General features: G+C 63.3%; 23 protein-coding genes and 1 tRNA gene. 18 read left to right on the top strand and 6 right to left on the bottom strand.

The annotated features are described in order from the left end of the window. Window positions 1-12: 12 nt before the first annotated feature. Genes CGLAUT_RS04170 through crtI form a run of 9 tightly spaced genes read left to right on the top strand, consistent with a single transcriptional unit; the run spans window position 13 to window position 8268 of the window. The gene (locus CGLAUT_RS04170; protein ID WP_290186506.1) at window positions 13-975 is read left to right on the top strand and encodes a suppressor of fused domain protein; all 963 of its coding nucleotides are present in this window, start codon (window positions 13-15) and stop codon (window positions 973-975) included. A 15-nt stretch (window positions 976-990) separates the two neighbouring features. Then, window positions 991-1797: an ABC transporter ATP-binding protein gene (locus CGLAUT_RS04165; protein ID WP_095659617.1), complete on the top strand. Its 807-nt coding sequence runs from the start codon at window positions 991-993 to the stop codon at window positions 1795-1797. Then, window positions 1794-2438 carry an ABC transporter permease gene (locus tag CGLAUT_RS04160; protein WP_290186504.1) on the top strand — a complete coding sequence of 215 codons (645 nt, stop codon included), beginning with the start codon at window positions 1794-1796 and terminating at the stop codon, window positions 2436-2438. The genes CGLAUT_RS04165 and CGLAUT_RS04160 overlap by 4 nt, the downstream gene beginning before the upstream one ends. After that, window positions 2438-3136 (top strand): ABC transporter permease, encoded by a 699-nt coding sequence (locus tag CGLAUT_RS04155; protein ID WP_290186502.1) that lies wholly within the window; start codon window positions 2438-2440, stop codon window positions 3134-3136. The genes CGLAUT_RS04160 and CGLAUT_RS04155 overlap by 1 nt, the downstream gene beginning before the upstream one ends. Window positions 3137-3157: 21 nt before the next feature. Next, entirely contained in the window at window positions 3158-4108 is a 951-nt protein-coding gene (locus tag CGLAUT_RS04150) for an ABC transporter substrate-binding protein (protein WP_290186500.1), read from the top strand. Between the two features lie 14 nt (window positions 4109-4122). After that, on the top strand, window positions 4123-5511 hold the full coding sequence (locus tag CGLAUT_RS04145; protein WP_290186498.1) for a cryptochrome/photolyase family protein: 1389 nt from the start codon (window positions 4123-4125) through the stop codon (window positions 5509-5511). Continuing rightward, the gene (locus CGLAUT_RS04140) at window positions 5397-5900 is read left to right on the top strand and encodes a glycosyltransferase family 2 protein (RefSeq protein ID WP_290186497.1); all 504 of its coding nucleotides are present in this window, start codon (window positions 5397-5399) and stop codon (window positions 5898-5900) included. The genes CGLAUT_RS04145 and CGLAUT_RS04140 overlap by 115 nt, the downstream gene beginning before the upstream one ends. Beyond that, a complete protein-coding gene (locus CGLAUT_RS04135) occupies window positions 5816-6679 on the top strand; it encodes a phytoene/squalene synthase family protein (protein ID WP_290186496.1) in 864 nt (287 codons plus the stop codon). Before CGLAUT_RS04140 ends, CGLAUT_RS04135 begins: the two co-directional genes overlap by 85 nt. Continuing rightward, complete coding sequence (crtI, locus tag CGLAUT_RS04130; protein WP_290186495.1) at window positions 6676-8268, top strand: phytoene desaturase family protein; 1593 nt, start codon at window positions 6676-6678, stop codon at window positions 8266-8268. Before CGLAUT_RS04135 ends, crtI begins: the two co-directional genes overlap by 4 nt. A gap of 533 nt (window positions 8269-8801) precedes the next feature. On the opposite strand, the gene CGLAUT_RS04125 is transcribed toward crtI, so the two are convergent. Then, entirely contained in the window at window positions 8802-9176 is a 375-nt protein-coding gene (locus tag CGLAUT_RS04125) for a hypothetical protein (RefSeq protein ID WP_095659610.1), read from the bottom strand. Window positions 9177-9321: 145 nt separating this feature from the next. On the opposite strand from CGLAUT_RS04125, the gene CGLAUT_RS04120 reads away from it, so the two are divergent. Then, complete coding sequence (locus tag CGLAUT_RS04120) at window positions 9322-9939, top strand: hypothetical protein (RefSeq protein ID WP_290186494.1); 618 nt, start codon at window positions 9322-9324, stop codon at window positions 9937-9939. A gap of 3 nt (window positions 9940-9942) precedes the next feature. Continuing rightward, a complete protein-coding gene (locus CGLAUT_RS04115) occupies window positions 9943-10431 on the top strand; it encodes a roadblock/LC7 domain-containing protein (protein ID WP_290186493.1) in 489 nt (162 codons plus the stop codon). A gap of 453 nt (window positions 10432-10884) precedes the next feature. Here the strand turns inward: CGLAUT_RS04115 and CGLAUT_RS04110 are convergent. Continuing rightward, a tRNA-Leu gene (locus tag CGLAUT_RS04110) sits at window positions 10885-10958 on the bottom strand. Between the two features lie 217 nt (window positions 10959-11175). Here CGLAUT_RS04110 and CGLAUT_RS04105 point away from each other — a divergent pair. Next, window positions 11176-12543: an esterase-like activity of phytase family protein gene (locus tag CGLAUT_RS04105; protein ID WP_290186492.1), complete on the top strand. Its 1368-nt coding sequence runs from the start codon at window positions 11176-11178 to the stop codon at window positions 12541-12543. Window positions 12544-12636: 93 nt separating this feature from the next. On the opposite strand, the gene mfd is transcribed toward CGLAUT_RS04105, so the two are convergent. Both mfd and CGLAUT_RS04095 read right to left on the bottom strand, forming a co-directional pair. Further along, the gene (gene mfd / locus CGLAUT_RS04100) at window positions 12637-16305 is read right to left on the bottom strand and encodes a transcription-repair coupling factor (RefSeq protein WP_290186490.1); all 3669 of its coding nucleotides are present in this window, start codon (window positions 16303-16305) and stop codon (window positions 12637-12639) included. Next, on the bottom strand, window positions 16302-16964 hold the full coding sequence (locus CGLAUT_RS04095; protein ID WP_290186488.1) for a TetR/AcrR family transcriptional regulator: 663 nt from the start codon (window positions 16962-16964) through the stop codon (window positions 16302-16304). Before CGLAUT_RS04095 ends, mfd begins: the two co-directional genes overlap by 4 nt. 283 nt (window positions 16965-17247) lie before the next feature. On the opposite strand from CGLAUT_RS04095, the gene CGLAUT_RS04090 reads away from it, so the two are divergent. Further along, window positions 17248-17463, top strand: a complete 216-nt coding sequence (locus CGLAUT_RS04090; protein ID WP_095659604.1) for a hypothetical protein — start codon at window positions 17248-17250, stop codon at window positions 17461-17463. A 121-nt stretch (window positions 17464-17584) separates the two neighbouring features. Then, window positions 17585-17950 (top strand): hypothetical protein, encoded by a 366-nt coding sequence (locus tag CGLAUT_RS04085; RefSeq protein WP_290186486.1) that lies wholly within the window; start codon window positions 17585-17587, stop codon window positions 17948-17950. 87 nt (window positions 17951-18037) lie between these two features. Here the strand turns inward: CGLAUT_RS04085 and CGLAUT_RS04080 are convergent, their stop codons facing one another. After that, complete coding sequence (locus CGLAUT_RS04080) at window positions 18038-19558, bottom strand: multicopper oxidase family protein (protein ID WP_290186484.1); 1521 nt, start codon at window positions 19556-19558, stop codon at window positions 18038-18040. A 42-nt stretch (window positions 19559-19600) separates the two neighbouring features. Between CGLAUT_RS04080 and CGLAUT_RS04075 the strand changes: the two genes are divergently transcribed. Genes CGLAUT_RS04075 through hisC form a run of 4 tightly spaced genes read left to right on the top strand, consistent with a single transcriptional unit; the run spans window position 19601 to window position 24449 of the window. After that, entirely contained in the window at window positions 19601-20854 is a 1254-nt protein-coding gene (locus CGLAUT_RS04075; protein ID WP_290186482.1) for an MFS transporter, read from the top strand. A 57-nt stretch (window positions 20855-20911) separates the two neighbouring features. Further along, a complete protein-coding gene (gene glmU, locus CGLAUT_RS04070) occupies window positions 20912-22351 on the top strand; it encodes a bifunctional UDP-N-acetylglucosamine diphosphorylase/glucosamine-1-phosphate N-acetyltransferase GlmU (RefSeq protein ID WP_301924774.1) in 1440 nt (479 codons plus the stop codon). Between the two features lie 18 nt (window positions 22352-22369). Further along, window positions 22370-23347 carry a ribose-phosphate diphosphokinase gene (locus CGLAUT_RS04065; RefSeq protein ID WP_095659600.1) on the top strand — a complete coding sequence of 326 codons (978 nt, stop codon included), beginning with the start codon at window positions 22370-22372 and terminating at the stop codon, window positions 23345-23347. Between the two features lie 49 nt (window positions 23348-23396). After that, on the top strand, window positions 23397-24449 hold the full coding sequence (gene hisC, locus CGLAUT_RS04060; RefSeq protein ID WP_290186480.1) for a histidinol-phosphate transaminase: 1053 nt from the start codon (window positions 23397-23399) through the stop codon (window positions 24447-24449). Between the two features lie 22 nt (window positions 24450-24471). Here hisC and CGLAUT_RS04055 read toward each other — a convergent pair whose 3' ends face one another. After that, complete coding sequence (locus CGLAUT_RS04055; RefSeq protein ID WP_290186478.1) at window positions 24472-26136, bottom strand: hypothetical protein; 1665 nt, start codon at window positions 26134-26136, stop codon at window positions 24472-24474. Between the last annotated feature and the right edge of the window lie 312 nt (window positions 26137-26448).

Here is a 26448-nt window from a genome sequence, read left to right as displayed (position 1 = left end):
AGATTGGTGCCCATGCGGTGGTTGTCGGAGTTCGCCTCGCGGGTGAAGCGTGGGCCTCGCCTCGGCGGTGATGCGATCCTCGAGCACATCACCGCGCTCACTGGCGCCGAAGATCCCTTCGTGTTTCATTACGACGAGCTCGAAGTCTTGGCCTACCACGTGGAAACTCCGCTCCCACATACCCTGTACGTCACGTTTGGCCTCTCCCGGGTGCGCACCGCAGTGCCCACCGCGGGAACGCAAACTGAACTCACACTGCGTACCCCGGCCGATACCCCGGTGCCGTATGAATGGCCAGCACGCCAACTCGCGACAATGGTGCGCAACGTCCGCCGCTCCGGCTATGAGATTGCTCCGGGCCACCACATGCGCATGCGCTCCCCCGTCACCGACGATGCCGTAATTGAGGCGTTCACCTTTGTCACGGATCCGGTCCTCGGTGTCATCGACCCGCCTACCGGCATCGTGCGCTTCACCTACGCGGTGGGGCTCACCGCGCGCGAACTCGAAGCCGCGCTCGCTTGGGATCCACTGCGATTCACTGGGGTACTTGGCGACGTCGTCCCGCTCGGGATTAGCGACCCGGCGCGCGACGACATCTTGAATGACATTCACGTGCGTGCGCGGGTGGAGCGAGGAATGCGTGATGAGGGATCGTCGATAAGCGCAGTGCACGCGAAACTGCTGAGTGTTGATGCGACCGGCCGCATCGACTTGGATGCGCGAGCGGCGCAGGCGCTGATTCGCGCGGCGCGCTACCGGCTGCCCCACGGTCACTCGTTTGCACTGGTATGCGAGAGTGCCTGGGTGTTCTTGCACCCGGAGGGATCATTTGAAGCCGATGCGGAACACATCCAACTGGCCGCCACGAAGTCGCTGATACATGAGCTCAACGCCACCTTAGACACCGCCCCCGGGGTGTACCGATTTTCGTCTGCGCCGGTGACAATTCATGTTGTGGATGAGCGAACCTAACTAGGTTGGATAGACGTGATTGAATTTTCGCGGGTCTCGAAACGCTACCCCGGCTCGCAGACCCCGGCCGTTGCAGACTTTTCCCACACCATTGAAGAAGGTGCCACCACCGTCTTCGTCGGCCCGTCTGGATGCGGCAAGACAACGCTGCTGCGCATGGTCAACCGCATGGTGGAGCCAACCGAGGGCACGGTGCACGTACGAGGTGTCGACGTGAAAGATGTCGACCCGGTACAGTTACGCCGCAGCATCGGCTACGTCATGCAGCACTCAGGGCTGATGCCGCATCGCACGGTGACGGAAAATATCGCCGACATCGCGCGCCTTGGCGGCGCCTCAAAGCGCGAGGCCCGCGCCCGCGCCGCGGAGCTGCTGGAACTGGTCAATCTCGACCCCGTTCTGGGCACGCGCTACCCTGCCGAGCTTTCCGGCGGACAGGCGCAGCGCGTCGGTGTCGCGCGCGGGCTTGTCGCTGACCCGGACATTTTGATCATGGACGAGCCGTTCGGCGCTGTCGACCCCGTCGTGCGGCGCAACCTGCAGCAGGAAATTTTGGCGCTGCGCGAACGGATCCACACCACGATTCTCATGGTCACGCACGATATCGATGAGGCGTTTCTGTTGGGCACCGAGGTGGTGCTCCTCGGGCCTCAAGCCCGCATCGAACAAGCAGGCGCCCCCGAGGCGATCGTGGCGCATCCCGCCAACGACGCGGTGCGCGATTTCATCGGGATGGATTCGCGCAGCCTGACCGTCCGCGAACGCGACGGGGAACGCCTGGTGGTCGACGCCATGGGCAACATCAAGGGTGTGCTGCGGTGAACTGGCACTGGCTGAGCGCGAACTCCGGTCGCATCGCCGAGCTCACATGGATGCACCTCAAGATTGCGCTGCCGGCGATCGTGCTGGCGTTTCTCATCGCCGTGCCACTGGGTTGGGCCGCGCACCGCTTCCCCGCCGCACGAGAGGCGGTGGTGGTTGCAACCGGACTCATCTTCGTGGTGCCCTCGCTAGCCATGTTCATTTTGATGCCCTTGGTGCTGGGCACGTCCATCCTCTCCCCGCTCAACGTGGTGGTTGCGCTCACGCTCTACGGCATTGCGCTCATGGTGCGCGCCGCCGCCGACGCCTTCGACGCTGTCCCGTCCGCGGTGCGGCAATCGGCAACCGCCGCGGGCTATGCGCCAGCGCGCCGGGTGTTCGCCGTCGATCTGCCGCTCGCGGGACCGGGCTTGCTCTCCGGCATCCGGGTGGTCGCTGCATCCACCATCAGTCTGGTCTCCGTGGGCGCGCTGATTGGCGTTCCATCCCTGGGCACGCTGTTCACCGAGGGTTTCCAGCGCAGCTTCCCCACCCAGATTCTCGCGGGAATCATCGGCACCATCGCCCTCGCGGTGCTTATCGACGTCGCGCTGGTGCTGCTCGGCCGACTGGCCATGCCGTGGACAAGGCGGGTGGGCTGATGCAATTCCTCCTGGAAGCTTTCGAGTACCTCACCGCGGCCGAGCACTGGTCCGGCCCCAGCGGGTTTCCCGCCCGCATCGCCGAGCACCTCGGCTACACCCTGCTCGCGGTCATCCTGGCCGCAGCGGTGGCGGTGCCAATCGGCGTTGCCGTCGGTCATAGCCGCAAGGGGGCGAGCGCAGTGCTCGCGGTCGCCGGCGCCATGCGCGCGTTGCCGGCACTCGGCATGCTCACGTTTTTCGCTGTCACCCTCCCGCGCGGGGTCACCGCACCGCTCATCCCCGCCACCCTCACGCTCGTGCTCCTCGCGGCCGCACCGCTCGTTGCCGGCATCGTCGCCGGTTTTGACACCGTCGAGCGCGACGTCGTGCTCTCCGCCCGCGCTGCTGGCTACAGCGAGGCCCAGATTCTCACTCGCGTCGAGCTTCCCTTGGCGGCCCCGACGATCGTCGGCGGCCTGCGGTCCTGCGTGGTGCAGGTTCTCGCCACAGCGACGGTCGTCGCATTCATCGGTCTCGGAGGGCTGGGGCGATTGCTTATCGACGGTCTCGCGGTACAGGATTACCCCCGCATGATCGCAGGAGCAATCGCGGTGATCGCACTGGCGCTTGCAGTGGACCTCCTCCTCGCCGCAGTGCAGCGAGCGGTACGCCCTACAGGAGTTGAGCAACTGCCAGGTTCACCGCTTAGCGTCTGAATCTGTCTACAGTCGTTGTGTATGACTGCACGCATAACCAAAACCGCATCTGTCCCCGCTTTCGCGGCTGTCGCGACGCTTACCTTGGCGTCGTGCGCCAGCGAAGACCCGACAGCTACCACCACTGCCCCGGGCACCGACACGGAAAGCGCAGATGGCACGGTGAAAATCGGTACCGCGAACTTCCCCGAGTCTGAGATCATCGGCCAGATCTGGGCGGAGGCACTGCGCGAGGCAGGATTCGACGTAGAGGTCACCTCCGGCATCGGCTCGCGCGAGGTCTACATCACCGCGCTGGAGGAGGGATCGATCAACCTCGTGCCGGAGTACTCCGGCAACCTCACCCAGTACTTCGGTGAGCTCCCGGCCGGCGCCGACGAAGACGCTGTGCGCGACGCGCTCAAATCTGCACTGCCCGAGGAGCTGAACGCAGGCGACTTCGCCCCCGGCGAATCCAAGGATGCCTACCGCGTGACCAAGGAAACGGCCGAGAAGTTCAACCTGGTCACCATCGGGGACTTGGACAACCTCGACACCATCACCATCGCTGCGCCCCCGGAGTTCGCGGAGCGCCCTTACGGCCCAGAGGGTCTGACCGGCGTCTACGGCATCGACGCTTCCAAAATCACCGTCACGCCGATCTCGGACGGCGGCGGTCCGCTCACCGTTGCGGCACTGCTGGAGGGCACCGCGGACGCCGCGAACATCTACACCACCTCGCCTGCCCTCAACGACGACGGTGAAGAAGCGGATCTGGTGACCCTGGAGGATCCGGAAAACCTCATTCCGCCGCAGAACGTCCTCCCGCTCTACCGCGCGGGCGAGCTGCCGGACGGCGCGCTCGACGTGATCAACTCCGTCAACGCAATGCTGACCACGGAAGATCTAGTCTCGATGAACCTGCGCAACGTGGGCAAGGAACGCGCAGAGCCTGCGCAGATCGCAAAAGAGTACGTCGCCGACCGCACGTAGGCCCCGGCGCCACCATGACCCGCCCAATTATCGTCTGGTTCCGCGACGATCTGCGCCTGACCGACAACGCCGCACTGCACTGGGCAGCCGAACGCGGCCCAGTGGTCGGGCTCACCGTCGACGAAACGGTAGGTCGGCCGCTCGGTGCGGCTGCGCGCTGGTGGAGGCGCCACAGTGAGGCGTCGATAAGCGAAAAGCTCCCCTTGATCCGAGCAAAGGGTGACCCGCGAGCGGTAGTCCCCCGCATCGCGCAGGCGCTGGGTGCGGAGGTGACCTGGAATCGCCGCTACCACCTCACCGACGTCGACGCGGCCGTGAAAGAGCGCATTGGGGCGACCTCGCACCCCGGTTTCCTGCTCAACGAGCCGTGGGAAGTGGTCACGGGATCAGGCACCCCATTCAAGGTCTTCACCCCCTTCTACAAAGCGGTTCAGGCATTGCTTATCGACGCTCCCCCGCACCCGCTCGAAGCCCCGCAGTTCGAGTCCGCCGACGTGGATGTCGCTGCGCTGTCGGACGCGGACGAGGTCGAGGAACCGGCGTGGAGTCAGACCTTGGCAGCGCACAACACCCCCGGCGAGGACGCGGCGTTGGCACGGTTCCACGAGTTCCTCGAGCGCCTGCGCGACGGCGGGAGCTACGACAACAACGACCTTGCTGGCGGAATGACGTCTGGTCTGAGCCCGCACTTAAGGTTCGGCGAACTCTCGCCCGGGTACGTGTGGGCCGAAACTGCCGCGCTTGCCGACGAGTACCCGGCAGCGGCACCCCACGCGTGGGCGTTCCTGCGGCAGGTGGTGTGGCGCGAGTTTGCCTGGCACCGGTATTACCACGTGCCGAAGATGGAGACCCACAACGTGCGGGGCCAATTCGACCACTTTGACTGGGCGTGGACCGAACGCGCTGTGCCGAGTTCGGACAAGCACGCGTTTGCTCACCAGGCGATGGATCCTGAGGCGGAGCACTTGGGCGAGCTTGCGCAGTGGCAGCGCGGAGAAACGGGTGTGCCCTTGGTGGATGCCGGGATGCGCGAACTGTGGGCGACGGGTGCGATGCACAACCGGGTGCGCATGGTGGCGGGCTCGTGGCTGACCAAGAACTTGGGCATCCATTGGCGCCACGGCGAGGAATGGTTCTGGGACACCCTGGTAGATGCAGACGTGGCGTCCAACCCTTTCAACTGGCAGTGGGTGGCCGGCTCCGGCGACGACGCGGCACCGTACTTCCGCGTGTTCAACCCGGAGCTACAGCGCGAGAAGTTCGACCCAGACGGCACCTACGTGAGTAAATGGGTGCCGGAGGCGTTGACGCCGATGTATCCGGAGCCGATGGTGGACATCAAAGAATCGCGCAAGCGGGCGCTCGCCGCCTACGACGATATGAAGGCCGCCACCGAGTCGTGATTCCTACTGTCGCCGTTGTTGTTCCCTGTTTGAACGACGCCGCGCTTCTCAAGCGCTGCCTGCGCAGCTTCGCCGCCCAATCCAGCCCGCCTGAGCACGTCATTGTGGTGGACAACGGCTCAACGGACAACAGCGCGCAGGTTGTTGCTACCGACTTCGGCGCGCAGGTGGTTAGAGAGCCTCGCCACGTCGATTACTTGCACGATTGCAAAAATAAGGGAATGCTAAGAGGCAATGGTTACTGCACGACAGGCCCCACATGGCGCCTAACCCAGCAGCGTCGTATCTTTCGCGCTACGACGACATGTGTGACCACGCCGCCGCGCAGGTCATCGCTCGCTACTCCACCAGTTTCTCCCTGGCCACCCGCTTCCTCGAACCGGGTCTGAAGCGCGACATCCGCAACCTCTACGCCATGGTGCGCATTGCCGACGAGATCGTAGACGGCACCGCCGCTGAAGCCAGCACTGACCCAGCTACGCTTCTCGACGCCTACGAGGCCCAGGTCCGCAGCGCGCCCGAGATCCGCTTCCACACCGACCCCGTCATCCACGCCTACGCCCAGAGCGCACGGCGCTGCGGTTTCCGCGATGAGCTCGTGCAGGCTTTCTTCGCCTCAATGCGCCGCGACCTAGAGCAGACCACGTATACCGACACGGAGTTCTCTGACTACGTCTACGGCTCCGCAGAGGTCATCGGCCTGTTGTGCCTGAGCGCTTTCCTCGTTGACTACCCAATCACCGCTGCTGATCGAGAAGAGTTGGAGTGCGGTGCTCGCGCACTGGGCTCAGCATTCCAAAAGATCAACTTTCTGCGCGACTTCGGCGAAGACTTCGGCACGCTCGGCCGCAACTACTTCCCGCAGTTCAAGGGGCATTCGCTTGACGACGGCACCTTGCGCGCCCTCATCGCCGACATCCGCAGCGAGCTCGACCACGCAAAGTCCACGATCCCCCTCCTACCCACCTCGGCGCGCCCGGCGGTTGCCGCGGCCGAGGCGCTGTTTCGCGAGCTGACCGACATGGTCGCCGCCACGCCCGCGAGCGAGCTCGCGCACACCCGCATCAGCGTGCCCAACCGGCGCAAACTCTTCATAACCGCACGCGCTGTCGCCCGTTCCAGGCGCTCCGTGAAGAAACCCCCGCTGCAGAGACGAGACCGAACATGACCAGCTTCACCCACATACCAAGACATGCGATCGTGATCGGCGCTGGTGTCGCCGGCTTATCCACGGCGGCACTGTTGGGCCGCGACGGATACCAGGTCACCGTGGTCGAGCGCCTCGACTCACTCGGTGGACGCTCGGGTGAAGAAGCAGTAGACGGTTTCCGCTTTGATACCGGCCCCTCGTGGTACCTCATGCCAGACGCCTTCGACCACTTCTTCGCGCTGTTCGGCAAACGCACCGAAGACATGCTCGACCTGGTTGAGCTGCAACCGGCGTACCGTCTCTTCCCGGAAGGTCACGAACCGATTGACGTGCATTCGGGCCGCAACAACGCCGAGGCGTTGTTCGAGTCGATCGAGCCCGGGGCGGGAGCCGCCCTCCACGACTACTTGGATTCAGCCGCCGAGACGTATGACATGGCGCTTGAGAGGTTCTTGTATACGAACTTCGATTCGCTTGAAGGGTTCGTCGATAAGCGAATGCTCCGTCGCTACGGTGACCTGGCGAAATTCTTGACTGTTCCGCTCGACCGCTTTGTGGCCAAGCGGTTCAAAGACAGGAGGCTGCGGCAGATGCTGACGTATCCGGCGGTGTTTTTGTCCTCGCACCCGCGCCGCACGCCGTCGATGTACCACTTGATGAGCCACACGGATTTGGTGCAGGGTGTGCAGTATCCGCAGGGTGGGTTCACTGCGGTGGTGGATGCGCTGCACACGCTGGCGGTCGAGCACGGCGCCCATGTGCGGTTGGGCGCGGAGGTTGCTGCGATTACGTACGAAGGACGAGAAGCGACCGGAGTTCGACTGACCGGAGGCGAGGAGCTGCGCGCGGATGTCGTGGTGTCGTGCGCGGACCTGCACCACACAGAGACGCGGCTGCTGCCAAAGAAGTTGCGCACCTACGACGAGTCTTATTTCGCGCCGCGCGACCCTGGGTTGGGCACGGTGCTGGTGATGCTGGGCGTTAAGGGCAAGCTCGAGCAGCTCGAGCACCACAACCTTTTGTTCAGCGAGGCGTGGGAGGCGGATTTCGACGCGGTATTCGACGGTCCGGTGTCGGCGCGACCGCTCGGTGCGTCGCATTCGATCTACGTGTCGATGCCGTCTGCAACGGATCCTTCGACTGCGCCTGAGGGCTGCGAGAACCTGTTTCTGCTGGTGCCTGTGCCTGCGAACGAGGATTTGGGGCACGGCGACATGTACCGCGAGGCAAGCTCGGAAGCTGTTTCGCGGATTGCCGATGCTGCCGTGGATCAGCTCGCGTCTTGGTGCGAGATTCCGGATCTGCGTGAGCGCATTGTTGTGCAAAGAACGCTCGGACCCGCGGATTTTGCCGAGCGCTACCACGCGTGGCGCGGCGGATCGATCGGACCGGCGCACACTTTGCGCCAGTCGGCGTTCTTCCGCGGATCGAATGCGTCGAAAAAGCTTGACGGGCTGTACTACGCCGGTGCAACGACGCTGCCGGGCGTGGGCGTGCCGATGTGCTTGATCTCTGCCGAAAATGTGGTGAAGCGGCTACGCGGGGATCGCTCACCGAGCGCGCTCCAGGTGCCGCTGGCCGATCGGTCCCCCAACTCGAAGGCGTAACCGACACGCGTCCTTTGCGATCCTCCCCTGAACGCGTCTTCGTGCAGAAATGACAAAAGCCGACTCGGAGTACCAATCCTCGTACTCTTCGTCGGCTATCTGCCGGAGTTCGGCGACCAGCCCAGGGTGCGTTCCATGAACCTACGGAGCGGGCTCACATCCCGACTATCAGGGTCTGCATTTGCATTTTGACTGGCCGCTCGAGGCGGGGTGTCATCCGCAGAGGATGACACTACCTTTTCATCTTTCCGATCGTCTTCGCTGTCAGCATCGGAACTGCCAGCATCGGGGCGGTCCCCGGAAGCCGCAAGGGCCTTGTCCTCTTCGCCTTCCTGCTCACGCTTCGAATTGGAATCGGACCGGGAGACGGTGGCCACGTAGCCGGCCATGATGTCGGCTGCGGTGCTGTCACCGATACCACCGTTGTCGCTGGCGTTAGAAGTGGTGCCGGAAGCTGCGATGGTCGCAACCTTAAAACCAGTATCAGCGCCGTCGGCAGACGTTGGTCGAACGACGAGAGGACTCTCAGCTATTCATGCGAGGTCGTATTCGCGGACCTTGGTGATCACGGCCTTACGCATGAGGGCGAGGTTGCTCTGTGCGGAGTTGACTGCCAGGTAGATGAAGGTGTCCTTGTCCAGGAACTTAATCAGGTGAAGCTGGCCGGTCAGGGTGAGCAGCATATCCTCCAGGGTCGCGTTGATCGACAGCGCGTCCATGGTCTTGAACTTTGCCTTCACCATCTCAGAGTTGTACGCAGCTGCGACATCGAGGTCGAAGTCCGGGTACTTGGACACGGAAGCCAGGGACATACCGGTGTCGAGGTCAACGATGGATGCACCGATGAATCCGTTGAGATCCTCTGCGAGAGAGTTCAGGAAATTGTTCAGTGTGTCCTGCTGAGTCATTTGAAACCTTTCGGCTAGTCTCGTTCTTACCAAATCTTAGGGTAAGGTCGACGTTTAGATTTTACGGGCGAAAACGAGACTAGCTTTCCCAGAGATTTTCTTCAACGACACGCGAAAAATATCTGCTAATTCTGGGAGAAAATTAATGTCCCTCACTTTGTCAGCACCCATCGACAACGCAGCTCCGTTCATCATTCCGGACGACGCAATCATCGGTTCACACTCGGATTTCGAGGTAGTTTTCCTCGGCCCGGTCGGCATCGGCAAGACCACCGCAGTACGCACGCTTTCCTCCGTTCCTGCAGTAAGTTCGGAGGTTCTGGCCGTCAGCGGTGAAGACTTCGTAGCACAGGAGAAGAAAACCACCACGGTCGGTATTGATATGGGCATGTGGGAGCGCCCGGACGGTTCGCAGGTAGCCCTTTTCGGCACCGCGGGCCAGGACCGTTTCCATTCATCGCGTACCCCCGCCCATAACCCCGAGGCAGGTATTGTCCTGATGCTTTTCGGCTACGAGCACATGCTTCGCGAACAGCTCGAGCTGTGGGTAGACATTTTGGACCAAAAGCGGGCGCTACACCGTACGGTAGTGGGAGTGAATTTCGTCTCCCAGGACGAGCCGGACCCGCTGCAAACGGTTCGCGAGATCCTGAACTCGATGGAACTCGGCGATATCCCCGCACTCATGGTGGACCCGCGTGATCCTGGAGACGTTGCTTCCATTGTCGAATCGGCACTGCAACAAGTTGAAAGGTTTCTGTAGCCCATGCAACGGGACTTCCCGACCCTGAATGATGACTGGAAGGAAGAGATCGGCCGCCACCGCCAGGTGCGCGGTCACGATTTCGACAACAACGAGCTCGCCGCCGCGGCTCTGCCGGCAATGGCGCGGATGCGCGAGAGTGTTCCAGGCCTCTACGCGGTAGCCCTTGGCACCGGTGACGGTATGCACGTGTGCTCGCTCGGTCTCCCGGATTCGCAAGCCGCCTCTGAAATCAGCGCGCTGAGTTCTTCAATGCTCGGAGTCGCCGAAGCCCAGGGGCGAGTGCAGCGCCCGGACCAGGGCGATGCCCAGCCCGGCATCGTCACCATTTCCCGGCCGAACAACGAGTTCGTGTCGCTGGTCAAGATCGATCATGCGCCGGTCGGCCACCTCGTCCTCACGATCTTCGCCCGCGAGACCCAGCTCGGCATGGTCGTGTACCACGCCCGCCAGCAGGCGAAAGAGATGAGCGATTGGCTCAGCGAGGAATAGCCCCCACCCCGTCAGTGCCCCCAGTCGTGTCTGGTTCCATGACATCGTTCCGCATGTCTCATGAGATCGTTCCGGTCTGGCTAGGCGGTATGTCTCACCACATCGTTCCGGTGGGCAACCCGTGCCCGGAAACCGTCCCGCGACGGTGTGAACTGATGTCTCGAGACATCGTTCCGGCTCCGGACAATCCTTGCGCATGCGAAGCGCCTAAACAGATGGATTCGGCCCCGTGGCAGATGCGTCACGTTCATGGGCCGTCAATCGCTAGATCCATTGGGACCGTCTGAACGAAGCTGCTCTGGCCCAATGCCGGGCACGTTCAAGGGCCGCAGGAGGACCATGCCGGAGCGGTCCATCTCCCTATCTGAATGCTGCGCTCAACCCACTCTGGGGCACCCAAAAATGACGAAATCTCGAGACACGACCGGAACGATGTCTCGAGACAACACACAGTGCCCCCAGTCGGACTCGAACCGACACTTGGCGGATTTTAAGTCCGCTGCCTCTGCCAATTGGGCTATAGGGGCCAGTGCTTATCGACGGACCCTTGTCCGACGCATCGCACAAGAAGCATACGGCACGGCTTCCGGCCCCTCAGAACCGCCTTGGTTACAGCACCTCCGTGGCGGTTGCTGAACGGAATTCTCTCGCACAGCGAGGTTGCTAACGCAGACCTATTATTACTGTGCGCGATTTAAGACGCGCCTGAGGTTTTGCCAAACACCACGACTCCGGGAGAACACCATGAAGCTGCCTCCGCAGTTGCAACACTTCCTCAATTCGCCCCAGCTCCAGCAGGCACTTGCCGTCATCGTCGGCCTGCTCGCTGCCACCGGCCTCTTCGGCGCGTTCATCGGTGGTGGCAGCTCGAACCCGGACGGCTCGAGCAACAACGGTTCAAGCTCCGGTGGCAACGGCACCGTCACCGCCACGGCCTCCGCCACTCCGTCTGCTTCCGCGACTTCGTCTGCTCCGGAACCGAAGGCGTCCAACGCGGTGCTTGAGGCGCGCGCCAAGCTGAGCGCCACCTACCTGGCCGAAGGCCCGCAGTCCGGCAAGGACACCAATGCTGCCAACGGCCAAAACCCGCCGTACGACGGCCAGGTTATCCCGGGCTTCTCCGGCGTGCAGGAGATCGGCGACGGCACCTTTTACGGCCTGCCTGATAACGGCTTCGGCGCGAAGGGGAACTCCTCCGACTTCCTGCTGCGCATCTACACCGTGAAGCCGACCTGGGAGACCGCAGACAACGCCGCCAACCCGGAGAAGGTTGGCGGCATCCAGGTACTCAACTTCATCCAGCTCAAGGACCCGAACAACGAAATTCCGTGGGACATCGTGAACAAGGACGATGCGAACCGCCCGCTCACGGGCGCCGATTTCGACCTCGAATCCTTCTGGGTTGCGGAGGACGGCACGTTCTGGATCGGTGAAGAGTTCGGCCCGTACATCCTCCACTTCGCCAAGGACGGCACCCTGCTCGAGGCACCGTACGCGCACCCGAGTGTGAAGAGCCCGTCGAACCCGACCCTGGGCACCGAGACGGCGAACCTGCGCAACTCCAAGGGCTTCGAAGCGATGGCTAGCGACGGCCGCTACCTCTACCCCATCTTCGAGGGCTACGTCGACGATGCCCAGAACAAGAAGGCGCGCGTCATCTCCCAGTTCGACATGCAGACGCAGCAGTACACGGACAAGTCGTGGACCTACCTCACCGAGGACGACGACTCGCTGATCGGTGACGCGTTCCTGACCAAGGACGGCACCCTGCTCGTCCTCGAGCGTGACGATGCCCTCGGCGCGGAAGCAAAGCTGAAGAAGATCTACGCAGTGAAGAACTTCGGCGATTCCACCCCGGCCGGTGAATTGAAGAAGGAAGAGCACGCAGACCTGCTCAAGATCGCGAACCCAGGCAAGATCGGCATGGTGTCCGACAAGGGCGCGTACGGCGTTGCCGACCCGTTCTCCTTCGCATTGCGCAGCGTAGAGACCATCATCCAGCTCGAGGACGGCCGCTACCTCACCGCTTTGGATAACAACTTCCCAGGCGATGACGGCCGCTACTCCGGCAAGCCGGACGACACCGAAATCATCATCTTCTCGGTGAAGTAACCCGCACGATTCACGACAACCCGCGCGTTATCCCATCTGCAAAGGGATCGCGCGGTTTCGTCAGAGCCGAGGCGGCTGAGCGCCCACGCTTGGCTACTCATGGAAGGACAGCACCCCGGTCGGCTGGCCGGTGAGGTTGTCGGTGTCTACCGCGCTCGAGCCCGATACAGATACCTTGGGGGCATCGAACATCTCGGTCAGGAAGTCGGACACCCACTGCAACAGCGCGGTGTCGCGCAGGTTCGGGCTGTTGATTGCCTTTGATTCGCGTGGCATCGGTACCTGGAGCGTCTTTGCCGCAGCGCGGTAGTTCGCACCGGGATATAGACGCTTGAGGCGCACCTGCTTGGAATCCGGGAGATCAACGGGGTGAAGTTTGAGCCGGGTGCCCTGAGTCAGGATGTCGGCAACACCCACCTCACGGGCCTGGTGGCGCAGCCGGGCAACAGCCATGAGGTATTCCACTTCGGTCGGCAGCGGTCCGAAGCGGTCCACCATCTCATCCGCGACGGTGCGCAGCGCATCTTCGCTGCGGGCCTCGGCAAGTTTGCGGTACACCTCGAGGCGGAGGCGCTCGGAGTTGATGTAGGACTCCGGGATGTGCGCATCGACAGGCAGGTCGACGCGGATTTCCTTCGGCCCCTGGTCGGTAGCGTCAACCACCTCGCCCTGCATGAGCGCCTTGAACGTCTCCACCGCCTCGCCGACTAGGCGGACGTACATGTCGAACCCGACTCCGGCGATGTGGCCGGACTGCTCAGCACCCAGTACGTTGCCGGCACCGCGCATCTCCAGGTCTTTCTGCGCCACCGCAATGCCCGCGCCGAGATCGTTATTCTGCGCGATGGTGGCGAGGCGGTCGTAGGACGTCTCGGTCAGTGTGTACTCCTTCGGGTACAAGAAGTAGGCGTACGCACGCTCACGCGAGCGCCCCACACGACCGCGCAGCTGGTGCAGCTGGCTCAAACCCATGTTCTGCGCATTTTCGACGATTAGCGTGTTCGCGTTCGCGATGTCGAGGCCGGTCTCCACAATCGTGGTGCACACCAGCACATCGAAGTCACGGTTCCAGAACCCCTGCACCGTCTGCTCGAGCACCTGCTCGCTCATCTGCCCGTGGGCGACCACGACTCGCGCCTCGGGCACGAGTTCTCGCACTTGGCTTGCCACTCGCTCGATGTCGGCGACCTTGTTGTGGATGTAGAACACCTGGCCGTCGCGAAGCAGCTCGCGGCGGATTGCAGCCGCGACCTGTTTGTCCTCGTGCGGGCCGACGTACGTCAGCACCGGGTGGCGGTCCTCGGGTGGAGTGGTGATAGACGTCATCTCGCGGATGCCGGTCAGGCTCATTTCGAGGGTGCGCGGAATCGGCGTCGCAGTCATGGTGAGCACATCGACGTGGGACTTCAAGGCCTTGATGTGCTCCTTGTGCTCCACGCCGAAGCGCTGCTCTTCATCGACCACGATGAGGCCCAAGTTCTTCCACTGCACACCGGTTGCCAGGAGGCGGTGGGTGCCGATGACTACGTCGACCGAGCCGTCGGCAAGCCCAGCGATGATTTCTTTGGCTTCCTTCGTTGAGGTGAAGCGAGACAGCTCACGCACGGTGACCCCGAAACCGTCCATGCGCTCGGAGAATGTGGTGAAGTGCTGTTGCGCAAGCAGCGTCGTGGGCACCAGCACCGCGACCTGCTTGCTGTCCTGGACCGCCTTGAACGCGGCGCGGACTGCCACTTCGGTCTTGCCGAAGCCGACATCGCCGACGATGACGCGGTCCATCGGCACGGGCTTTTCCATGTCCTCTTTCACCGCTTCGATCGCCGCGAGCTGGTCCTCGGTTTCGACGAACGGGAACGCGTCTTCCATCTCGTGCTGCCACGGCGTGTCAGGGGCAAACGCGTGGCCCGGCGCGGCTTGGCGCTTTGCGTAGAGCTCAATGAGCTCGCCGGCGATCTCGCGGACCGCGGCGCGGGCCTTACGCTTGGTGGTCTTCCAGTCGGAGCCGCCCATCTTGCTCAGGTGCGGTTGCTCGCCGCCGGTGTACTTGGACAGGAGGTCAAGCGACTCCATGGGCACCCACAGCTGATCAGCGGGTTGGCCGCGTTTGGCGGGCTGGTATTCGAGCACGATGTACTCGCGGCGCGAGTCCTCATCGCCGGCTTTGATGGTGCGCTCAGCCATCTTGAGGAACCGGCCAATGCCGTGTGTTTCGTGCACGACGTAGTCGCCCGGCTGCAGCGCAAGCGGATCAACGCGGTTGCGGCGACGCGGCGCGCGGCGCTTGGCACCCGCAATGTCGCCGACGCGGTTGCCGGTGACGTCGGTTTCGGAGACCATAACTAGCCCGGGGGTCGAGCCCTGGGCAGAGAAGACGAGGCCTCCGTGGTTGAGGGCCTGGTACAGCGTCACCGCGCCTTCGACGGGTTCCAAGCCCGGCGTGGCGATGCGCGCCGAGATGCCGTGCTCGCGCAGGCGCTCCGCGGTTCGTTCAATCGTGCCCTTGGCTGGGGCCACAAACGCGGCTTTGCCGTGGTTGTCCTGCACGTGCAGCTTCAACGTGGCGTAGAGCTGCTCTATGGCCTTTTGATCGCCCTTGGGCGCGGGAGCGGCATCGAACTCAAGTGGCAGCGTCGCAGCGTCGTCGGCCACGAACATGCCGGGCGGGGCAAACGTCCACCACGCGTTTCCGGCCTTGCGGGCGGAAACCTCCAAGGATTCGAACGAGCGGTAGGACGATGCCGAGACATCAACGCCCTCGACAGCGACCGGGCCGTCTGCACCCATGGCGGCCGCTTCCCACCCCGCTTCGAGAAATTCACGGTCGGTGGCGGCCAGGTCCTCGATGCGCGCACGCACCTTCTCCGGGTTGGTCACCAGCACAACCGCGCCGGAAGGCAATAATTCCGGGAGGACCGCCCACGGCTGGTCGGTGAGCGCTGGCAGCAGCGCCTCTTCCCCATCGGCGTGGGCGCCTTCGGCCAGGCGGCCAAGCAGGCTCACCAACGTGGGGTTCGACGGGTAGGCGCGGGCGAGTTCATCGGCCCGCGTTTTGACGGAGTCGTCGATAAGCAACTGTCTTGCCGGGTAAAGCTCGACGGTAGGGGCTTCCTCGATGGTGCGCTGGTCGGCCACCGCGAAAGTGCGGATGTCGGTGACCTCATCGCCCCAGAACTCGATGCGCACGGGGTTGAGTGCCGTGGTGGGAAAGACGTCGATGATGCCGCCGCGGGTGGCGAACTCACCGCGGCTGGCGACCATGTCCACGTGCGTGTAGGCGAACTGCTCGATCTCGCGGACCAGCCCGGTGAAATCGCGTTCCGTGTCCACCGCCACAGTGATCGGCGCCGGTGCGGGCAGCGCGGGCTGGCACACGGCGCGGGCGGCGGCGACAATGACGCGGGGCAGCTCATGCAGCACCTTGGCGCGGCGACCCACCACGTCGGCGGCGGGCGAAAGCCGCTCGTGCGGAAGTGTCTCATACGACGGGAAGTGGGCGACGCGGTTCTCCCCCACGATGGCTTTGAGCTCCGCCGCGAGATCCTCTGCCTCGTGCGCGGTGGCGGTGACCACCAGTGTCGGCGCTTGACGCGCGATCGCGCCAACAACCCACGGGCGGGCTTGATCGATCGCGGTGATGTGCAGTGCTTCGTCGCCGACTCGCGCGCCGACGCCTTGCAGCTTCGGGTCGGCGAGCGCGGAGGTCAACACACCCGCAAGCATCGGAGGAGCGGTCTGCGGTGTCGGGGAATCGCCTGGGGTCATTCGTCCTTCTCGGAATGTTCTGTGTGGTCTGCTTGGTGTGCGTGGTCTACTTGATCATCGGGGGCGACGTGCGGCAGGGCTTCGAGCCCGCGCAGGCCGTTCCAGCACAGGTTTGCGATGTGTCTGGCCACCGAGTGTTTGTCCGGCGTGCGCTCATCCAACCACCACAGGGCGGTGTTGGAGACCGTGCCAACCAGAGCCTGACCGTACAACGTCGCCGCGTCCTCATCTAATCCCCGGTGGTTGAACGCCAACGCAAGCAAATAGGACACTTGCGCGGTGACCCGGTTCAAGATAGTGGAGTAGGTTCCTTCCTCCCCCGGCACCTGACCGTGCGCGAGGATGATGAACCCGTCGGTGTCATCTTCAACGTAGGTCAGCAGTGCGAGCACGCCGCGCTCGATGCGCTCGCGCCAGCGGCCCTCCTGGATCGCGGCCACGATGGCTGCCTGGAGGCGTTCCATCTCCCGCTCGATCACGGCGCGGTAGAGCCCCTCTTTGCCGCCGAAGTGCTCGTAGACAACGGGCTTGGAGACGCCGGCCCGGCTCGCGATCTCCTCGACTGAAGTGCCGTCGTACCCGCGCTCGGCGAACACACAGCGACCCACGTTCATAAGTTGATCCCGGCGCTGCGTGCCGGTCATCCGTTGACGAGCCATGGAATGCAGTTTACGGAACCGTAGCTTTGTACGGAGTGGCAGCTTCCGGCTAGCCGTTTAAACCCAAACCGATGCTCCAACCGATGCCGAAGACGGTGACGGTACGAAGGGTGTCCTTCCAGTGCTACCCGCGTCTTTGGGTTCACCGGGCGATGGTCTACACTCTTCTACTGTCTTTCCCCATGGTGTAATTGGCAACACTACGGTTTTTGGTACCGTCATTCTAGGTTCGAGTCCTGGTGGGGAAGCTTTTTTCGTCTGCAAGCGGGAAGGCTGAATCCAGATGGCACGCACCATCACAATCGACCTTGACACGATGGAGATGACCTCCACCGCCGAGACGCTGGGAAACTCCGAGACGCTCACCGCCGGGATCGGCATGATTTTGACCAGCCTGAAGCACACTGCGGCATCTGAGGGGTGGGACGAGGCGAACCGCATCGGCGGTGAAGTGTGTGCGTTGATTGGGCAACTCGTGGACGAAGCGCAAAGTTCCTAAGCCACCCCTAAAGGGGTGTCCCCAAGCCCACACTTGGGACCGTGACTATTTTTGGTCTTTGAACTGTCAATCACCTGTGTCGCCGTTTCCGCGGACACACTGATGAGAGGAACGTCCACAAATGAGCACCGCAACCCCGAACCCGAACGATCCGAACCGCGCGAAGGACACCACCGCAGCTCGTGCTGCGAACGAGCGCGCCGAGACCTCGCCGGATCCTGACCCGAGCGAGATCGAAGAGCAGATGCCGACCGGCCAGAAGAAGTTCCCGACCTGGCTCATCTGGATCGGCCTGGTCATCCTGGCATTTGCGCTGATCTGGGGCTTCCGTTCCTGCTCCGACGACTCCGACGAGCAGCCGATCTCTCCGACCGCCGACGCGACCGCGACCGCGACCGCCGCAGAGAGCCCAGCAGCGGAGCAGGAGAACCCGGACACCGCTACCGAAGAGGTCACCGAGGACGCGCCTGCCACCTCGACGAACTAAGCGCCCGAAATTCTTCCGCGGCGCGGAAACCTGGAACCGGCGTTTCTGGGTTTCCGCGCTGTTTTTTCGTCATTAAGCGACAAGCCCCTAGTGCCCTGCAAGCTGCGGGGACTGGCCCGGCTCGACCACCACGAACTGGCCCATCATGCCCTCGTCCTCGTGGAAAAGCATGTGGCAGTGGAACATGTAGGCGAGCGTGGGATCCGGGTAGTAGCCGAATTCGACGAGCAGCTCCACCGTGGCCAGCGGCGGGATGTTGATCGTGTCGTGCCACCCGTGGGTGAACGCGAGCTCGCCGCCATCTACCCCCACAACCTTGAATCTCGCGTTGTGGATGTGGAAGTTGTGCGGCCAATCGTCGTTCTCGTTGGTCACCCGCCACAGCTCCGGCCCCTTATGGTCCACCACCACATCAACCCGGTGCATGTCCATCGATTGCTCGTTGATCTGGAAGCCGTTGAGGCGAAACTCCCGCTCGGTTTCAGGAGCAGTTTGCTTATCGACGGCCTGGGCAACGAGCCGGCGCGGCAACTGCGGAGCCTCGGCGGCGTCTTCCGGTGGGCCGGTGATCTCGAGCAGGTCGAACGTGTCATGGAGCCCGAAGCCGTCCGCCGTCTTGCCTTTTGCCACGCCGCCGGAGCGCAGCGTGAGCTCCTCCCCCGGCTCGAGGTCCACGATGATTTCGACGCGCTCGCCGGGGCTGAGCAGCACTGTGTCGACTTCGACTGGCGCCTCGAGGAGCCCTTGGTCGGTGGCGATGACATGCACGGGCTTCCCCAGCATGAGGTTGTGGAAGCGCATCGTCGCGCCGTTGAGCACACGCAGGCGCACACGCCGGGTGGTTGCCTCGAAGCGGGGTTTGGTGATGCCGTTGATCAGTGGCGTATCGCCGAGGAGGCCGTAGGTGGAATCGATCGTCTCGTCCAGCTGGCCGTTTTCGGTGAACTTCGCGTCCGTGATCACCACCGGGATGTCGTCAACGCCGTAGTTGTTGGGCAGCTCGAGGGCGTCCGCCTCCTCGTCCGCGATCACGATGGCGCCGGCAAGACCCCTGTAGGCGTGCAGCGCGGAAACCTCGTGCGGGTGCGGGTGGTACCAACACGTCGCCGCCGGCTGGTCGACGTCCCAGGCAGGCTCCCAGGTCTCGCCGGGATCGAACATCTGCGCCGGTCCCCCGTCGGCGGCCGCGGGCAGGTGCAGGCCGTGCCAGTGGACCACGGTCGGCTCCGAGACTTCGTTATGCACCGTCATCTCGATGCGATCGCCGCGGCGCATGTACAGCGTCGGGCCCAGCCACGCGCCATTAAAGCCCCAGGTTGCGGTCATGGTGCCCGGGACGATCTCGAACTCGCCCTCCTGCGCGGTCAGCTCGAAGCGCCGGGTGGTGCCGTCCAACTCTCCCTCCTCGAGCGGCGGGATGGGCAGCGGGCGCGCCTCCGCGTCGACGCCTTTCGGCACCGCCTGGTCAGAGCGCGTACCGCCGGGCCCTGCCGGCCCATCCATGTCTGTGCACGCGGCAAGCAGCGCACCGGTAGCAATCAGCGTGCCCTTGAAAAACGTCCGCCTGCCAAACCGCTCGTTCACCAAAACCTCCTGCTTAGCCGACACTTATTTCTGCGCCTCTACTCACTCGACCCTACTATCCGCACTATGGCAGACACCCCCGGCGATCACGCCCCCGCCAACGAAGAACGCAACGCGAAACGCTTCATCTGGTCCAACGGTTTGCAAAACGTCGGCGACCAGATCGTCGCGCCCAAAACCGTCCTCCCGTGGCTGTTCACCGCCGCGGGCGTGCCCCACATTTTCACCTCGCTGCTTGTGCCGGCCCGCGAGTCGCTCTCGATGCTCCCCCAGGCATTCCTTTCCCCCTGGGTCACCTCGCACAAATCGCGCAAGCGCGTGTGGCTCATCGGTTCATGGGGCCAAGCCATCGCCGCAGGGATCATTGCGCTTTGTGCTTTGCTTTTCGACGGCTGGCTGCTCGGCATCGCAGTCGTCATCCTCTTAGCCATCCTGGCGCTCTTCCGGGCGCTGTGTTCCATTGCTGGCAAGGATGTGCAAGGCCGCACTATCTCCAAGGGCAACCGCGGGCTGATCACGGGCCGGGCCACAGCGCTCGCGGGCGCGTTTACGCTAGCGATCGGTTTGATACTCATGTTCCTGCCAGATGAGCTGCCCGCCTGGGGGCTCGCAGCGCTGCTCGCGCTCGGTGCGTCGACCTGGGCCTTCGCTTCGCTGGTGTTCCACGGAATTGAGGAACCGGAGCCGGAGAAATCCGACTCCAACGGCGCCGACATGCGGCAGGTGTGGGAGTTGGTAAAAAGCGACGCGGACCTACAGCGCTTCTTGCTCGTGCGTTCGCTCATGCTGGTCACCGCCCTCTCTACCCCGTTCATCGTGGTGCTCGCGAGCGAGCGGGGTGCCAACCTCAGCGGGCTGGGTGCCTTCATCATCGCCTCCGGCGGCGCATCGCTGCTTGGTGGCCGGATCTCGGGGTTGTGGTCGGACAAGTCGTCGAAACGCACGATGGCCTGGTCGGCTGGCTTCGCTTCCGCGGTCTTGGTCGCGCTGGTCGCGTCGGCACGGTTGGCGCCGGACAACGTCAACGCGTGGGTCTTCCCCGCCGGGTTCTTCCTGGTCAATTTGGCTCACACCGCGGTGCGCGTGAGCCGCAAGACCTACCTCGTCGACATGGCCGAAGGTGACCGCCGCACCGTGATCACCGGCGCGTCCAACACGGTGATGGGCGTGGTGCTGCTTGTCGTCGGCGGCATCTCCTCCGTGGTGTCCATCTTCGGACCGCAGGCAACCTTGCTCTTCCTGGCAGTGGTGGGTTTTGCAGGCGTGTTCGGCGCATCCAGTTTGAAAGAGGTCTCCGCGCAAAACGCTGAAAACAGCTAGGCGTTAAGCTGGTCTGCGTTCCCGTGAACTGTCCCTTCCCTTAAAAGGAGAACCCGAGTGGCCAATCACTCCGAACGCGCCGTAGTCGTCCTCGCGGCAGGTGCCGGCACCCGCATGAAATCTGACCGCCAGAAGACGCTGCACGAGATCGGCGGGCGCAGCCTGTTGTCCCACTCGCTGCACGCGGCAGCAGGCGTCCACCCGACCTACCTCGTGGCCGTGGTCGGGCACCAGCGCGATCAGGTCTCCCCGGAGGTCGAGCACATCGCCGAGCAGATGCAGGTTGAAATCCGCCAGGCCATCCAGGAGGAGCAGAACGGCACCGGCCACGCGGTCCAGATTGGCCTTACCGCCATTCCGGAATTCAATGGCACTGTCGTGGTGACAAACGGTGATGTTCCGCTCTTGACGGCTGAGACCATTGAGGCCCTCGTCGATAAGCATGAGCGTGAAGCTGCTGCGGTGACTGTGCTGTCTCTGGAGTTTGAGAACCCGACCGGTTATGGGCGCATTATCCGCGACCAGACTGGCGATGTGCGCGAAATCGTCGAGGAGAAAGACGCCAACGATGAACAACGCAAGGTCAAAGAGGTCAACTCCGGTGTCTTCGCGTTTGACGGCGCGGTGCTGCGCGACGCGCTGACCCGCATCACTTCCGACAACGCACAGGGCGAGCTCTACATCACCGATGTGCTGGGCATTGCGCGTGGCGACGGCAAGAAGGTCGCCGCATTCCTCGCCCCTGACGCGCGCGAGCTGGCTGGCGTGAACGACCGTGTGCAGCTTGCCGAGGCTGGCAAGGAACTCAACCGCCGCCTGGTCGAGCGCGCGATGCGCGACGGCGCAACCGTGATTGATCCGGCAACCACCTGGATCGGTGTGGACGTAGAGATCGGCCGCGACGTGATCATCCACCCGAACACTCAGCTGTGGGGCTCGACCGTGATCGGCGACGGTGCCGTGATCGGCCCGGACACCACGCTCACCGATATGGAAGTGGGCGCTCGCGCAAAGGTCGTGCGCACCCAGGGTGAGCTCGGCGTGATCGGCGAGGAGGCCTCCGTCGGCCCGTTCACCTACATCCGCCCGGGCACCGAGCTGGGCGCGCGCGGCAAGCTCGGCGGCTTCGTCGAGTCGAAGAACGCCAAGATCGGTGAGGGTTCCAAGGTGCCGCACCTGACCTACATCGGCGACGCAACCGTGGGCGTGGAATCCAACATCGGCGCTTCCTCCGTGTTCGCCAACTACGACGGCGTGAAGAAGCACCACACCACCATCGGCGACTACTGCCGCACCGGCTCGGACACCATGTTCGTCGCACCGGTTAGCGTGGGTGATGGCGCATATACCGGCGCGGGTACAGTTGTTACGCAGGATGTGCCGGCTGGCGCGCTTGCCATTAAGGAAGGTCGCCAGCGCAACATCGAAGGATGGGTGGAAGAAAACCGCCCGGGCACCGATGCGGCCGAGGCCGCGAAACGAGCACGAGAGAAATAAAGGACGGCATCTGAAGCTATGACTGGTTACTCGACCGAAAGCCACAAGGACCTCAAGGTTTTCTCCGGCCGCGCCCATCCCGAGCTGGCCGAGGCTGTGGCGAAGGAACTCGGTATCGAGTTGGTGCCCACCACCGCCCGCGACTTTGCCAACGGCGAGATTTTCATCCGCTTCGAGGAATCTGTGCGTGGCTCCGACTGCTTTGTCATGCAGTCCCACGACAAGCCGCTGAACAAGCAGATCATGGAGCAGCTCATCATGATCGACGCGCTGAAGCGCGGTTCCGCGAAGCGCATCACCGCGATCCTGCCGTTCTACCCCTACGCGCGCCAGGACAAGAAGCACCGCGGACGCGAGCCGATTTCCGCTCGCCTGATCGCGGACCTGCTCACCGCCGCGGGTGCGGATCGCATTGTCTCGGTGGATCTGCACACTGATCAGATTCAGGGCTTCTTCGACGGTCCGGTGGATCACATGCACGCCATGCCAATCCTGGTGGACTACATCAAGTCCAACTACTCGATGGACAACCTCTGCGTGGTCTCCCCGGACGCTGGCCGTGTGAAGACCGCAGAGAAGTGGGCGAACGCGCTTGGAGACGCACCGATGGCCTTCGTGCACAAGACCCGCGACATCGACGCAGCCAACAAGGTCGTGTCCAACCGCGTAGTTGGCGAGGTTGAGGGCAAGGACTGCATCCTCATGGACGACATGATCGATACCGGCGGCACCATCGCCGGCGCGGTCGGCGTGCTCAAGGAAGCCGGTGCGAAATCCGTGGTCATCGCGTGTACCCACGGTGTGTTTTCCGACCCGGCCCGCGAGCGCCTCAACGACTGCGGTGCTGAGGAAATCATCACCACCGACACCCTGCCGCAGAACACTGAGGGCTGGAAGAACCTCACCGTGCTCTCCATCGCACCGCTGCTGGCCAAGACGATCCGCGAGATCTTCGAAAACGGCTCGGTGACCACCCTTTTCGAGGGCCAGGCGTAGCAGTAGCCGGTCCCGAATAGCACCATGCGCCCCTCCTACAATGGGGCGCATGTTTCGTGCTGACCTTGAATCCCTGGCTGCTTATGTGCCCGGCGCGCGCAACGACCGCGCCGTGAAGCTGTCCTCCAACGAGTCCGCCGAGGCCCCGCTGCCCGGCGTAACCCAGGCAATGGTGGATGCACTCGCACAGGTGAACCGCTACCCCGACATGGGCGCGGTGGAACTGCGCGAGGCGCTGGCCGCGCACCTCGGTGTGACCGTCGAACAGGTCGCGGTTGGCACCGGGTCATCCGCGCTGTGCCAGCAGCTGGTCACCGCAACCTCCGGGCCGGGTGACGAGGTCATCTTCCCGTGGCGCTCATTCGAGGCATACCCCATCTTTGTGCAGGTCGCTGGCGCTACTGCGGTGCCCGTGCCGCTCACAGAGGACTACCGCATGGATCTCGCGGCGATGGCCGACGCCATCAGCGAGAACACCAGCATGATCTTCGTGTGCAACCCGAACAACCCGACCGGCACCACGATCACTTGCGCCGAGTTCACCGAATTCATGTCACGCGTTCCCGCCGACGTCCTTGTTGCGCTTGATGAGGCGTACTTCGAATACAACCGCGCACACGACACCCCCGTCGCCACCGAGGAAATTGCGAAGTACCCGAACGTGGTGGGGCTGCGCACGTTCTCCAAGGCCTACGGGCTCGCCGGGGCGCGCGTCGGCTATGCGTTCGGCCCCGCCCCCATCATTGAGGCACTGAACAAAGTCGCCGTCCCATTCTCGGTCAGCACCCCAGCACAAGCAGGTGCTGTCGCATCGCTTTCGCTTGACGACGAACTTTCGGACCGCATCGACGAAACCTGCACCGAGCGGACTCGCCTGGTGGAGTTCTTCGCCGAGTACGGCACCCCGGCGACGGAGACCAACTTTGTGTGGGTCCCCGCGGACGGTCTGCCGGTCGCTGCGAAAGAATTCGCAGCCGCCCTCAGCGAGGCCGGAGTGCTCGTGCGCGCCTTTGACGACGGCATCCGGATCAGCGTGACCAACGCGCACGAGACCGACGCGTGCATTGCTGCCTGGGAGACCGTGGCAGGTAGCTACCGCTAGGAGCTGCCGCTAACGGCTGCCGCTATCGGCGCACGTCGTCACCGATCACCGTCGGCAAGACAAGCGGAGCCTCGCCGAGCAACGCGCGTAGGTTGCCGTCACGTTCGACTGCAGAAGTGACCGCCTTGACTTTCGACGACTTGCGGTCGTTGTTGTTGCCGTTGCCCGCGGCACCTGCCATGGGTGCACCACCGACTGCCATGGCACGTGATTGCTGGTTCGCATGGGTTTGATTGCCGTGAGCTGAGCCATTCGCACCGTGGGCAAGTCCACCGGCACCGAGTCCGCCACCGGTTGCTCCTGCGCCCGCCCCTGCTCCGGCACCGAACCCGCCACCCATCGCACCTCCGAGCGGCATGCTTGTAGGCGCGAAGCCAGCTCCGCCGCCGATGCCGCCGCCCATTCCGCCACGCGGAATCGCGCCGCCCTGCCCGGCACCGCCTGCGCCTGGCAACGGAGGACGCGGTCCCCCAGCTTGGCCCGCCAGGGGTTGCATGACGGGAATCTCACCTCGGCCGTTAATGCCGCCACCGGCCGCGCTACCGCGCTGGCTCTGTGCTGTCGTCGCTGCGTTCGTGGCGCCAGGCGACAGTGGAGAATAACCCGCGCCACCACCAGCACCGCTTCCCAACGCGCCCGCGGCACCCCCGCCACCCGTCGGCGCAATCATGCCACCCGCAGGGCCAAGACCACCGGCTCCACCTCCGAAGATGCCGGTGGCCCCGTTGCCCGCCAAGCCATTGAGCGAACCAGTGTTCTGCGCCAGGTTGCCGAGTGCAGAACCGGGAGTGAGCGAAGGTGGCATTGTGGGAGCCGCCACCGATGCCGCCTGGGTCCTGGTTTCACCGGCAGCGATAGCTGCCAAAGTGTCGGGGTTCGGCTGGCCGTATTGGCTGATGACCTCACTCGGGGTCTGCGCGCGGGCGAGATCACCGTATCCATTTGCCGTCAGCGCTTCGGCCACGATTGACGGAAGCGGCGAGCGATCGAACGTAGGTGCATTTGGCTCAGTGATCTCGTTGATGGAAAAAGGATCTCCCGAGATCGTTGAGAGGTCAGGTAGCAGCTTGTCGAAGCGCGGAACTGTTGTCGTCAGCGATGCCGTCGCACGCGGCGAGAACGCGGCCATCACCGCGCGTTCAAAAGCGAGCTTCAGCTCCGGCTTTGGGATTGCCATGTACGTCGCGTAGGACGCCGCAGCCATGGTGGATTCAGCAGAAGTCGTTGCAGCGAGTGCGATGTTGTGTCCAGCCATCTGCGATGCGTGCATCGCGTACTGCGCTCCGGCCCGCTGGATCTGGTTGATGCGGGCATCGCCGTTGCGAACCCACTCTGTCTCCATCGATGACCCAAGCAGATTCTTGACACCGTATAGGGAAGTCACGCTATCGGTAATTTGAGTAGCGACGCCGTTCCAGAACACCGATTCAGCATGTGGGGCTGCCACATTCGAGGCCATAAACTGGTTATGCAGAAGCGGCAAGCTGCGCTGCGGTAGGACAACGGGTTCCTGCGGAATGAAAGGTGATGCCTTGGCGTTGACCGATTCCATGTTCGCGAGAAATTGGCCCATAATTCCGTGAAAATCGACATTGGGCACGTGAAGAGAATCAAAGGTGCTGGCGAAAGATCCGTCGGCTCGCTGAGCATTCGCAACGTTTGTCTCCGTGATCTTCGCGGCGTCCATGACGTGATCAGCAAGGGCGCTAAAGGATTCCGGCGAGTAAAAGTTTGAAACGGTTTCAAGTTTGCGCCCCATCTGCTTGAAGCCCGAAACGGGCGAGAAGCTAGCTAGGCTCGAAAGCTGGTGGTTGCGACGCGAGCGAACTAGTTTCGCTGACTCTACTTTCAGAGCCGAGACAGCCCTTTCCAAAGATTCAACATCGAGACGGATTTGATACCCCACAGTTCCCCCATTTGAATTAATTCATCGTCTGCGTGGAAGCGGTCACAACAAACGCTACATCCACAAAGTCCACCCGACTAGATCAACGGTGCG

Source organism: Corynebacterium glaucum (assembly GCF_030408855.1).
Taxonomy (GTDB): Bacteria; Actinomycetota; Actinomycetes; order Mycobacteriales; family Mycobacteriaceae; genus Corynebacterium; species Corynebacterium glaucum.
The sequence above is the reverse complement of the archived record's forward strand: the minus strand, read 5'-3'. Positions and strand labels throughout refer to the sequence as shown.

Bases quoted from the DNA above. Each gene is read 5' to 3' on its own strand.
- CGLAUT_RS04090 (WP_095659604.1), top strand. From the start codon at position 17,248: ATGGCACGCACCATCACAATCGACCTTGACACGATGGAGATGACCTCC.
- CGLAUT_RS04095 (WP_290186488.1), bottom strand. From the start codon at position 16,964: ATGGCTCGTCAACGGATGACCGGCACGCAGCGCCGGGATCAACTTATG.
- CGLAUT_RS04145 (WP_290186498.1), top strand. From the start codon at position 4,123: ATGACCCGCCCAATTATCGTCTGGTTCCGCGACGATCTGCGCCTGACC.
- mfd (WP_290186490.1), bottom strand. From the start codon at position 16,305: ATGACCCCAGGCGATTCCCCGACACCGCAGACCGCTCCTCCGATGCTT.
- CGLAUT_RS04115 (WP_290186493.1), top strand. From the start codon at position 9,943: ATGCAACGGGACTTCCCGACCCTGAATGATGACTGGAAGGAAGAGATC.
- CGLAUT_RS04135 (WP_290186496.1), top strand. From the start codon at position 5,816: ATGTGTGACCACGCCGCCGCGCAGGTCATCGCTCGCTACTCCACCAGT.
- CGLAUT_RS04055 (WP_290186478.1), bottom strand. From the start codon at position 26,136: ATGGACGCCGCGAAGATCACGGAGACAAACGTTGCGAATGCTCAGCGA.
- crtI (WP_290186495.1), top strand. From the start codon at position 6,676: ATGACCAGCTTCACCCACATACCAAGACATGCGATCGTGATCGGCGCT.
- CGLAUT_RS04085 (WP_290186486.1), top strand. From the start codon at position 17,585: ATGAGCACCGCAACCCCGAACCCGAACGATCCGAACCGCGCGAAGGAC.
- CGLAUT_RS04170 (WP_290186506.1), top strand. From the start codon at position 13: ATGCGGTGGTTGTCGGAGTTCGCCTCGCGGGTGAAGCGTGGGCCTCGC.
- CGLAUT_RS04150 (WP_290186500.1), top strand. From the start codon at position 3,158: ATGACTGCACGCATAACCAAAACCGCATCTGTCCCCGCTTTCGCGGCT.
- CGLAUT_RS04120 (WP_290186494.1), top strand. From the start codon at position 9,322: ATGTCCCTCACTTTGTCAGCACCCATCGACAACGCAGCTCCGTTCATC.
- CGLAUT_RS04155 (WP_290186502.1), top strand. From the start codon at position 2,438: ATGCAATTCCTCCTGGAAGCTTTCGAGTACCTCACCGCGGCCGAGCAC.
- CGLAUT_RS04075 (WP_290186482.1), top strand. From the start codon at position 19,601: ATGGCAGACACCCCCGGCGATCACGCCCCCGCCAACGAAGAACGCAAC.
- CGLAUT_RS04140 (WP_290186497.1), top strand. From the start codon at position 5,397: ATGGGTGCCGGAGGCGTTGACGCCGATGTATCCGGAGCCGATGGTGGA.
- CGLAUT_RS04125 (WP_095659610.1), bottom strand. From the start codon at position 9,176: ATGACTCAGCAGGACACACTGAACAATTTCCTGAACTCTCTCGCAGAG.
- CGLAUT_RS04105 (WP_290186492.1), top strand. From the start codon at position 11,176: ATGAAGCTGCCTCCGCAGTTGCAACACTTCCTCAATTCGCCCCAGCTC.
- hisC (WP_290186480.1), top strand. From the start codon at position 23,397: ATGTTTCGTGCTGACCTTGAATCCCTGGCTGCTTATGTGCCCGGCGCG.
- CGLAUT_RS04065 (WP_095659600.1), top strand. From the start codon at position 22,370: ATGACTGGTTACTCGACCGAAAGCCACAAGGACCTCAAGGTTTTCTCC.